The sequence below is a fragment of the Adlercreutzia aquisgranensis genome (assembly GCF_943193145.1).
GTDB lineage: Bacteria > Actinomycetota > Coriobacteriia > Coriobacteriales > Eggerthellaceae > Xiamenia > Xiamenia aquisgranensis.
Genome location: NZ_CALPDA010000001.1, coordinates 307393 through 316873, shown reverse-complemented (window position 1 = coordinate 316873; position 9481 = coordinate 307393). Strand labels below are relative to the sequence as shown.

The window sequence follows — 9481 nt, the reverse complement described above, 5'->3', positions numbered from 1 at the left end:
GGACGACCCCCCCCCATGAGCGATGGAGTCGAATGAACTCTTCTCGTTTCGCAAAGTACCCATATGCTCTCCCAAAGCCTATCCTGCGACGGCCGCCAGCACCATGCCGAGAACCATCGCCGCACTGCTTCTCCTATCAAAGTCGCTGCCCGCTGCTACACGACAGCAACCGTTCTGTTTGTCAAGAGAATCGCGCAAAGGGCGCAAAACTCCAATAGTGTAGTGTATAGCCTTTGTCACCTTTTTGTAGCGGATTTGTCATCTGTCCATATTTTTCCCACTTGAGCAGCCCTTATCCCTAACTCTCGGAATTATCGATAATGATAATTGTCAACGTGTGCACCGGGCTAGCGTCACCTTATCGTCACCCTTGCACCAACGCTCCCCACGGCCCCCGACCCCTTGTGTGTCGCCGTCTGCAACCCACAACTTCTTGCGTCACTTCGCGGCAGCCACAGCAGCATCCGCCACGCCCACCCCCCCGCACGGCCCGCGAAGCGAGGCCCTCCGAGGCGCACAGCTCCCCCACGGCCAGCGGAGCGAGGCCCTAGGGGAAGCACGGCTCCCCCACGGTCAGCGAGGCGAGGCCCTCCACGGAGCGCAGCTCCCCACGGCCAGCGAAGCGAGGCCCGAAGGAAAACGCACAGGGCGGGGCCGGGAGGGGGTCCCGCGCGCAGTTCCGCAGCGAAGCGAGGACTGTCTGAGCACGGGCGCCCCCTCCCGGCCCCGCCCCTCCACCAGCCCGCACGGCCTCGTCCCTCCGCCAGCCGCACGGCCTCGCCCCCCTCCCGGCCTCGTCCCTCCGCCAGCCGCACAACCTCGCCCCCTCCTCCCAACAAGCCGCACTCCCCAACCAGCCGCGCGCCCCAATCAGTCGCACTCCCCCGCCAGCCGCGCGCAACAGCGCACGAGGGGCAGGTTCGTACGGTTTTTCTGCAGAACCCGCCCCTTGTGCACTGTTCGCAACACGCCATTTCACAGCAACACCGCCCGCACACGCAAAAGCCGGAGGGACGGAAGCCTTGCAGCTCTCTGCACTCTCCCGCCAGCTGCGCGCGACACCGCACAATCGTCAACTTCGTGCATTTTTTCTTACGAACCTGCCGATTATGCGGGATTCGCAGCGCACCCCTTCGCAGCAGCACTGCCCGCACGCGCAAAAGGCCGGAGGGACGGAAGCCTTGCAGCTCTCCGCACTCCCCGGCCAGCCGCGCGCAACAGCGCACGAGGGGCAGGTTCGTGCGGTTTTCCCGCAGAACCTGCCCCTCGTGCACTGTTCGCAAACCACCGTTTCGCAGCGGCGCCGCTTCCGAACCGCCTGCCTCGGACGCATCGCAGCGGCACCGCTTTCCGAACGGGCCGTCTGCGCCAAACGACTTCGGCGCAGACGGCCTCGCATCCCTTACGCAGTGAACACGCCGCTGGAGATGCTGTAGATGATGCCCACAATGCCCAGCACGATCACGATGACGCACAGCACCTTCTCGACCGTGGTGAACAGCGAGAGCACGCTGCCCTTCTGGCCCGCCTGGCGCCGTCCGATGATGAACAGCGGGATACCTACTGCGTACACGAACGCTGCGATCATCAGGTAGTTCAAACCGGCAGCGTACACCAGGTACAGCGAGAAAATCGTGCCGACCACGCCGGTGACGAGCGCGTTGGTCTTCGAGAAGCGAATGCCCTTCGGCCACGGTTCCTTCACCGCGATCTTCCACAGGAACAAGCAGCAGATCAGGTAACAGGGCATGGCCATGACCGACGTGATCGAGATCATGGTGTTCCAAGCGTTTCCGCTGGTGAAGTGACACAATATTAGCAGCGCCTGAATGACGATCGTGGTCCACAGCAGCGAGAACGACGGGGCGCCCTTCTTGTTCTGCTCGGTGAAGCGCTTGGGGAAGATGCCGTCGCGGGCGGCGAACAGGGGCATCTGGCCCAGCATCAGCATCCACACCAGCCACGACGACAGCACCGAGATGATCACGCCGACGTTGACCATCACAGCGCCCCAGTCGCCGAACTTCTGCTGCATGATCACGGCCATGGACGGGTCGGACATGCCGGCGATCTCGGTCTGGCTATACACACCTAAAGGCAGCAGGGACACCAGCACGTAGATTGCCAGGATGACCAGGTAGCCGATGGTCGTGGCCTTCGAGACGTCGTTTTGGCTCTTTGCCTCGCCGGACACGACGACCGCGCCCTCGATGCCGATGAACAGCCACAACGTCACCAGCATGGTGCCCGAAACCTGGTTCATGACGTCGCCGAAGTTAAACGCCAGCGCATGGCCGTCCTTGGCCACGCCCCAGAACGCGTCCATGAACATGCCGAACTGGAAGATGGTGAGGATGAGCACGATGAACACCAGCACCGGCACGATCTTGCCGATGGTGCCGATGACGTTCAGGAACGCGCCGCTCTTGGCGCCGCGCAGGGCCAGAAACAGCATCAGCCAGGTGATCAGCGACGCACCGATGACCGACGGCCAGTTGTTGCCGCTGCCGAACACGCCCGGGAAGAAGTAGTCCATGGTGGACATGATCAGCACGCCGTAAGCGACCAACGCGAAGCAGTTGCAGATCCAGTAGCCGTAGGAGATGAGGAATCCCACGAACTTGCCGAAACCACGCTCGGCGTAGGTGTAGATGCCGTTCTTCAGGTCCGGCTTCGCCTGAGCAAGCACGCGGAACGTGTTCGCGATGAACCAGATACCGATACCGGTGATGACCCATGCCACAATCTGGCTGCCGGCCGAGGCGCTCGCGGCCATGTTCTGGGGCAGGTCGTAGATGCCGCCGCCCACCATAGCAGAGATGACGATGGCGATCAGGCCGACGAGCCCTACCTTCTTGGCGTCCGCGGAGCCCTTCGCCGGCTTGCCGCTGCCGGCCTGCTTCGCAACGTCGGTTGCGGTCGTGGTCGTGGTCGTTGTCGTCTTCTCCGATGCGGTAACGGCCGTCTTGGTTTCTGCCATGATAGCCTCCTTAAGATAAGGCCCCCGGCACAAGGTCGGGGGCCGTCGCTTCAAATGCTCCCGACGCTTACTTCAAACCGGTAAGCGACTGGAAGCCCTGGTCCTTCAGCCATTCGGTGATGGTCATGTCGTTGAGCTTGCCGAAGCCCTCCGACGGGATGGCGTCCTTGGCCAGCGTCACGTAGGGGCCCACGGTAATGGCGTTGCCGATCTGATTGGGCTTCATCATCACGTAGTTATAGGCGATGTAGGTGCGGTCGAACAGCACGCCGGAGTCGTTGCCGCACTCCACCACGGACCAGACGATTTCCTTGCGGCGCTCGTCCAGGAAGTTGATTAGGTCTTGCTCGCTGTCGTTTTCAGTCCAAGTGCCAGCGTCCTCGATGAACAGGTTCGCAGCGTAGTCGGGGTCGGTGGTCAGCGAGATGGCGATGAAGCACCACACACCGTAGGCCTCGCCGTCCTTGAGGGGCTGGCCCTCCTTCGGGCGGTAGGCCACGACGCCCTTGTTTGCGCAGATCACGTGGGCGCCGGGCGCGGGATGGTAGCGACGGTCGGCGTCGGTGCCGAACAATTCGATGCCAGCCTGGATAAGCGGCTTGGCGTCGAACACCTTCAGATCAGACCCATCGAACTGCTTTACCGTGAAAAGAGGCTCGATCGATCCGCTCTTGATGTCGTCGTGGACGGCCAGGTCGTGGCCCCAGATCTGGCCCTGGACGCCGTTGAAGGAGCTGGCGGTCAGCATGTTGATCTGTCCCACGTAAGCATCGGCGCATTCGGCCTTGTCGTAGGTGACGATGCGGTCGATGAGGGCGTCCTTGGTCTTGTCCACCGCGCCGCACGACACCTTCAGCACGTTCACGTAGCCGTTGCCGTAGGCGCCGGGCATGCCATAGCCGTCGCACCACTGGTCGTAGGGGCTGATGGCCGTGCGGTCGATGTGGGGCGTGCGCATCTTCTCGTGATGCCCCAGCGAGGTTGCCACCATCCTGTTGTCGCGCTTTTCGGAAGTCATAGCTGGTCCTTTCTCTTTACAGTGCATGCCTGCTCGCACGCTGAACGCGCATTCGGAAGCCGGCGCAGGCTCGTCCGCTCGCGAATAAACCGCTTGTTCATGACACACTCTAGGACGATTTGGCGGGTTTCGGACGAGCGGCGGAACACCGTTGATTTTGCGATGCGGCGCTGACGTTTCTCCGTAATTGATATTCCAACATCGAACGCGGGGTCAGCAGAACTCCGCAGGCGAATGGGTTTCCGAGACTGTGCGCTCTAGGCCGATGCGCGTGTGCGCGATAAACTTGCAAGCGCTAGCGCAGGGCGAGTGAAAACGACAAGCGGGCACCAGGCAGCAAGTGGCGGGCAGCCAGCTGGCGGCGGGCGCAGCGACCGCATAGGATGCAGTGGGCCAGCTCTCCTCGAAGCCGCAGTTGCATCGGCTAAGCAGGTAGCGAATTTGCTCCGAACAGACGCACTCGCTACAATCGACGCCGAATACGCACCCGCCACAGCCGACGCCGAGCACAAGCACGCCGAAGCCGAACGCTAAACCGCCATATCCGCCGCACACCCGAGGAGCGCCCATGTACCCCATGACCGACGAGGAATTCGAAACCGCCATCCAAGAAGCGCTCGACGCCATGCCCGAGCAGTTCCTTGCGGCGCTGGAGAACGTCGCCGTCACCTGGGAGGACGAGCCCAGCGAATACCACCTGGACGGCCTGGGTGCAGATGGTTGGCACGAAGGGGACGGCGAGGGGACTTGGGGGGACGACGCGGACTGGGGCGACGGCGCAAGCTGGGAGGACGACGCGGACTGGGACGGCAAGGGCGAATGGCAGAACGCCGAAACATGGCGAGACGAAGAGAGCCAAGAGGCCAACGGGGATGCACTGGCCGCCGATGACATGGGCGCTGCCGAAGACGCGGACACCGCCGAAGGCGACGATGACTACATGCCAGGCCCGAACGACCTGCTGGGACTGTTCGACGGCATCTCCATCGTGGAGCGCGCCGACGGCTACGACGACGACATCCCCAACGTCATCACCGTGTTCAAAGGCCCCCACGAGCGCTGCTTCAAAAGCCGCGAGGAAGTGGTCGCCGAGATAGGCAAGACCGTCGTCCACGAGCTGGGGCACTACTTCGGCCTGGACGACGACCGGCTCTACGACATGGGGTATTAGCCTTATCGCAGCCTTTGCGGCCCCAGCCAGACACGCCCCGCAGCCTGACATACGACGGGCGCGGTGCAGCCAACAGCGTCAGCCAAACCCATGGCCCCTCTCAAGCTACAGCACGTGCGGCGGCCAAACCACCCCCGTCGCACGCCCGATGCTCTCCAGCAGCAAGCGCCCGTAGGCAAACAATGCATCGTAGTACTCTTCACACGAAGCGTCGACCACCCCTGCGGCAACCTGAGCCCGAAGCTCTGCCGCTGTCCACTCAAAGAAATCGTCGGCCCACATCGCCACGTGATCGTCGAAAAAGACGCGCGCACGGCCACTCCAGAGAAGACTCGCCCGAACGTCGCCCTCCGCAGAAGCAGAGGCCGCCTGACCGAAGAGATACGAAAGGAAGGAGAACTCGTCCCAAAGACTGTCGCACGGTTCCGTTCGGGAATCCCGCGGCAGCACGCCGGCAGAGCGCATCTGCCGCTCGACATCCAAGGCCACAGGCGCTCGGAACAGCGCCGGCTCGCCCTCTTTGCCCTCCCTTCGGTGCCGAAAGGCGCTTTCGTAAGGAAACACCGCGACGCCGCCCGCCTGCCTCACATGGGCAATCGAGAATCCCCTTCTCAATCCGCGGCAAAGTTCCCCCGTATCCTCGCGCATAAAAGCGCCGAACCGTGCCGCGATGCCTGCCGCCTCCCGCTCGCACCCCTCGGATTCCCCGAAGCCGTTTCGCGGAAGAAAATCGGACAAGCACGACTCGACGTCTTGGGCAAAGGCGCCATCGGTCAAAGCGGATGCCAGCTCGTCGGTAGGAAACCGCAGAGCTGCCGCCATGAGCTCACACCCGTCAGCAAGACCCACAAGCCTTCTGACCTCGTCGCTTTCCCTCACAATACTCCCTCCGACCGAAGCCAGGCGCCACCGGCAAAGCCTGCGGCGCCTGTTCATTCTCCATCATCAGCACACCAACGTCGGCACCGTCTCCAGCACCGCATGCGCCCTACAGCAGATAGTAGACCTTCGGGCCGGTGCCCGCCGCCTCCTGCATCAGATGGTACTCGCGACCTTCGATGGCCTTGGAAACATCCGAGCTCGGATCGTCCAAGTCGCCCCAGAAGCGCGCTCGGGCCAAGCACAGCTGCATGCACGCCGGCTCTTCACCGCGGTCGACCAGATTCTTGCAGAACGTGCACTTCTCCACTGCCCCGGCTTTGTGCACCGGCGCGTCGAACTCGCCCACCACCACGTCGAGATAGTATTCCGGCTCGCTCTCGTTGAGCGTGCGCACCCCCTCGTAGGGGCATCCCTTGATGCACGAAGCACAGCCGATGCACAGCTCCGAATCCACCCACACGATCCCGTCCTCGCGCTTCTGCGTCGCACCCGTGGGACACACTTCCTCGCATTTGGGATTCTCGCAATGCTGGCACTGCATGGGTAGGAAGTTCAGCGTGCAATCGGGAAACGTCCCGCCGGCATTGTCGTTGGCCACGGCGCCCCTTGCCACCGCAGTACCCAGCTCATCCCAGTTTTCATCGGTCTTCGTATACACCACGTTGTACGAGATGGTCTTCGGCAGGTTGTTCGCCACCTTGCAGGCAGCTGCACAGGCCTGGCAGCCAACGCAGCGGCGCACATCGATAGCCATTCCATATCGCGTCATCGAAACCACTCCCCCTACAGCTTCTCGATCGCCACGGCCACGTCGTTGTAAGCCTGGTTGGCGCATGCTTGGTTATAGTCGTTGAACGTCAGGTCCGAAAGGTTGCCTTCGATGAACTCGATTGCCTGGAAGGAGCGCAGGCAGTGGACGCTCTTGCGCTGCTGACCGGCGTTGAGCGTGGCGATCAGCGTCACGTCGCCGCGGTCGTTGTACAGCCTGACCTTGTCGCCCTCTTTGATGCCGAGCTCCTTGGCGTCATCGGGATTGATGCGCACGATGGGCTGCGGTTCGAATTCGTCCATGTAACCCACATCCCACCATTGAGAATGCGTGCGGGTGCGCATGTGCTCGGAGCATACGGTGAAGGGGTACTTCTCGCGCACAGCGTTCGCCAGATCAGCCTCGGCCGCGGGCTCCCAGTACAAAAACGTTCGCTCTTTCTCGGGATCGAAATCCTGGCCGATCATATGGTCGGGAACGGGGTTTTCCTGGTAGAAGTGCGCCCTGCCGTTGGCCGTTCCGAAAACACCGCCCTCGAACCCAATATCCTTGGTGACGGCGCGCGCCACTTTCTCCCGCTTCAAACGGTCGAGCGTAATGTCCATGGAGCGGGCGCTGTCGCTGTCAAGCCACATCTCGATGTACTCTTCTTCCGTGAAGTCGAAGTAGTCACCATAGCCCAAAGCGTCGGCAAGCAATTTGTATATCTCGAAATCGGGCTTGCTCTCGTACAAAGGCTCGATCGCCTTCTCCTGCAGGATGACATAGGGATAGTTGTAGGCTCGCTGTCGCAGGTCGACGCATTCGAACCAATGGCACGCCGGCAGCAGAATGTCCGCGTAGCGAGCCGATTCCGTCATCGTCATCTCTTGAACCACGACGAACTCGAACGCCTTGAAGAGCTCGACCGTCTCCTTGTGCTCGGTGTTGGCGCACATGGGGTTCGTGCACGAGCAGTAAAGCGACTTCATGGGGAAGGGCTCTCCAAGCTTCTCTCCGCTTTGAAGCACTGGGTACAGCTGGTTCCAGTTGATATTGCGACCGCCGCCCTGGGGAGGCTCGCCCGCGCTGCTGGGAGCCGCGATGCATCCGGCAGCGTTGCTCACGCCCATACCGGCAGTGTGGATGCCGCACCCCGCCCCCGGCTTTCCGATGTTGCCGGTAAGCAGCACCAACGAGAACACAGGCCCGTAGTTGTAGGTGCCGTTGGCGTAGTGGTTCAATCCGTACTGGGAGAACGTGGTGACGGGGCCGTCCAGGGCATAGGTACGCGCAAGCTCTTTGATGTCAGCCTCGGGCACGCCCGTGACCTCGGAGGCACGCTCGACCGTCCATTCGGAGGCCTGGTCACGGATAATCTCGAAAACCGTCCGCACGGCGAATCCCTCGATCTGCGGAACGCTCTCGAGCGCAGGCCTCACAGCATCGGCCAGCGCAACGGCGCTTTCGGTCTCCAGATCCCACAGCACGCAGGGATCGACCACGGTCGGCTGGCCCGTCTGGGGATTCACCGGGCCTTCCGTAGGCTCGACGCCCAGATCGCTCATGCGCAGGTACGCGCCATCCTCCTTGACCAGAAACGGCGCCTCGGTATGGTCGCGAATGAATTCCTCGTCCTGCCAACCTTGCTCCAGCACCTCATGAATGGCGCCCAGGGCAAGCGCACCGTCGGTGGCGGGGTTAACGGGGATGAACCAATCGGATTTCGACGAGACGGTGTTGTAGGCGATGTCGATGTCCACTATGCGCGCACCGGCGTCTTTGGCATCTAGAATAAAATGCATTTGCTGCTTTTCGGAGACCACGGGATTGGCACCCCAGATGACGAACGTTTTCGCGTTCACGAAATCGGTGCACAGGTTTCCCCAGCCGCCGTAGCCGAACACCTTCGCCAGGCGGTCGATAGTGGCCATGTCTCGGTCGGTGGTGATATTAGTCGCACCCGTTACCTGGCGAAGACGCTGCATGACGGAGCCGTCCGCCGTACCGCCTCCCAGAAGCGCGCAGTTGCCGCTGCCCACGAAATAGACGATGGACTCCGCGCCGAACTCGTCTACGTAGCCCTTCCACTTCTCGGCAATCTCGGCGATGGCTTCGTCCCAGCTGATGCGCTCGAACTTGCCTTCGCCTCGCTCGCCTACGCGCCGCATGGGGTACTGCAAGCGCTCCGAGCTGTACACGCGCGCCACCTGCGTGAGCCCCTTCGGACAAATTCGCTCGAACTCGGGCTCGTCAGGGAAACGTCCGGCCGACGTGCGCACCACCTGGCCATCGCGCACGTGCACGTTCAGATAACAACCCTGTATGCACTGAGCGCGACAAGCCCCAGAGTAGATCTTGTCCGGGGACGGCTGCGCCACAGCCTGCGTCTGCTTGTCGGCATCCGGCTTCTTTTCCTCTACGGCTTTGCCCGGCTCGACCGTCACCTTGTCATCGGTGTTCGCGCTGCACCCGACTAGGGCGCCAGCGGCGGTCAGCGTCGCCGCTCCCTTGATGAAGCTTCGCCGGGAAAACCCTCGCTTCTGGGTTGCGTCTACCATAAATGCCCCCTCTTCTCCTATCCAGCCCTCTTCGTCGACATGCCATGCGCAGGGCAAGGCAAATCAGCCCCCTCGAAGAAACAGCCGGCTTGCCCCTTGCTTACGAACACCATACGCAAGG

At 62.2% G+C, this 9481-nt stretch carries 6 protein-coding genes; 1 reads left to right on the top strand and 5 read right to left on the bottom strand.

The features are described 5' to 3' along the window. Positions 1–1402 precede the first annotated feature (1402 nt). Both NFR41_RS01260 and hdcA read right to left on the bottom strand, forming a co-directional pair. Entirely contained in the window at positions 1403–2980 is a 1578-nt protein-coding gene (locus NFR41_RS01260) for a basic amino acid/polyamine antiporter (protein WP_251230372.1), read from the bottom strand. Positions 2981–3047: 67 nt separating this feature from the next. Beyond that, the gene (gene hdcA, locus NFR41_RS01255; RefSeq protein ID WP_160214430.1) at positions 3048–3998 is read right to left on the bottom strand and encodes a histidine decarboxylase, pyruvoyl type; all 951 of its coding nucleotides are present in this window, start codon (positions 3996–3998) and stop codon (positions 3048–3050) included. Positions 3999–4566: 568 nt separating this feature from the next. Here hdcA and NFR41_RS01250 point away from each other — a divergent pair. Continuing rightward, positions 4567–5169 (top strand): metallopeptidase family protein, encoded by a 603-nt coding sequence (locus tag NFR41_RS01250; protein ID WP_251230371.1) that lies wholly within the window; start codon positions 4567–4569, stop codon positions 5167–5169. 105 nt (positions 5170–5274) lie between these two features. Here the strand turns inward: NFR41_RS01250 and NFR41_RS01245 are convergent, their stop codons facing one another. The 3 genes from NFR41_RS01245 to NFR41_RS01235 all read right to left on the bottom strand — a co-directional run bounded on the left by NFR41_RS01245 (position 5275) and on the right by NFR41_RS01235 (position 9360). Then, on the bottom strand, positions 5275–5946 hold the full coding sequence (locus NFR41_RS01245; protein ID WP_251230370.1) for a molecular chaperone TorD family protein: 672 nt from the start codon (positions 5944–5946) through the stop codon (positions 5275–5277). 211 nt (positions 5947–6157) lie between these two features. Next, positions 6158–6820 carry a 4Fe-4S dicluster domain-containing protein gene (locus NFR41_RS01240; RefSeq protein ID WP_160214432.1) on the bottom strand — a complete coding sequence of 221 codons (663 nt, stop codon included), beginning with the start codon at positions 6818–6820 and terminating at the stop codon, positions 6158–6160. Between the two features lie 14 nt (positions 6821–6834). Further along, a complete protein-coding gene (locus NFR41_RS01235) occupies positions 6835–9360 on the bottom strand; it encodes a molybdopterin-containing oxidoreductase family protein (RefSeq protein ID WP_251230369.1) in 2526 nt (841 codons plus the stop codon). Positions 9361–9481: the final 121 nt, after the last annotated feature.

What these genes read in the sequence shown, in the direction of transcription:
- NFR41_RS01260 (WP_251230372.1), bottom strand. Translation starts at nt 2,980, where the DNA reads ATGGCAGAAACCAAGACGGCCGTTACCGCATCGGAGAAGACGACAACG.
- hdcA (WP_160214430.1), bottom strand. Translation starts at nt 3,998, where the DNA reads ATGACTTCCGAAAAGCGCGACAACAGGATGGTGGCAACCTCGCTGGGG.
- NFR41_RS01250 (WP_251230371.1), top strand. Translation starts at nt 4,567, where the DNA reads ATGTACCCCATGACCGACGAGGAATTCGAAACCGCCATCCAAGAAGCG.
- NFR41_RS01240 (WP_160214432.1), bottom strand. Translation starts at nt 6,820, where the DNA reads ATGACGCGATATGGAATGGCTATCGATGTGCGCCGCTGCGTTGGCTGC.
- NFR41_RS01235 (WP_251230369.1), bottom strand. Translation starts at nt 9,360, where the DNA reads ATGGTAGACGCAACCCAGAAGCGAGGGTTTTCCCGGCGAAGCTTCATC.